Raw genomic sequence first — 703 nt, forward strand, 5'->3', positions numbered from 1 at the left:
CCACCACAGCCGCCCCCACCCCCGGACACGACACCAACACCGACTCCACCTCCCCCAACTCCACCCGCTGACCCCGCACCTTCACCTGAAAATCAGCACGCCCCACAAACACCAACGACCCCAACCCATCCCACCGAACCAAATCCCCCGTCCGATACAACCGCGACCCCACCACCCCAAACGGATTCGCCACAAACGACCCCGCCGTCAACCCCGCCCGCCCCAGATACCCCCGCGCCAACCCCGCACCCCCCACATACAACTCCCCCACCACACCCACCGGCACCGGACGCAACCACCCATCCAGCACCACCACCTCCACACCCACCGCCGGACCACCCACCGTCACCACACCCCCCGCCACCAACGCATCACTGACCGTCGCCTGCACCGTCACCTCCGTCGGCCCATACGCATCGAAAAACTCCCGCCCCGGCGCCCACCGCGCCACCAACTCCGGCCCACACACCTCCCCCGCCACCACCAACACCCGCACCGACCCCAAACCCCCCGACTCCACCGTCGCCAACACCGACGGCGTCACAAAACAATGCGTCACCCCCTCCACCGACAACCACTCCCCCAACGCCGCACCCCCGAACACCCCCGGCGGCGCCACCACCAACCGCGCCCCCACCCCACCCGCCCTCCCCCCCTCGTCCACCCCCCCCTCCCCCCCCCTCCCCCCCCCCTCCCACCCCCC

The 703-nt window shown here is 70.7% G+C and carries 1 protein-coding gene; it reads right to left on the minus strand.

Translation table 11 applies throughout. The annotated features are described in order from the left end of the window. The coding region (locus ACFWJO_RS39505; RefSeq protein ID WP_386873099.1) for an AMP-binding protein at positions 1–664 on the minus strand (664 nt) is incomplete at its 3' end. Positions 665–703: the final 39 nt, after the last annotated feature.

The organism is Streptomyces sp. NPDC127092, from assembly GCF_042722475.1.
Taxonomy (GTDB): Bacteria; Actinomycetota; Actinomycetes; order Streptomycetales; family Streptomycetaceae; genus Streptomyces.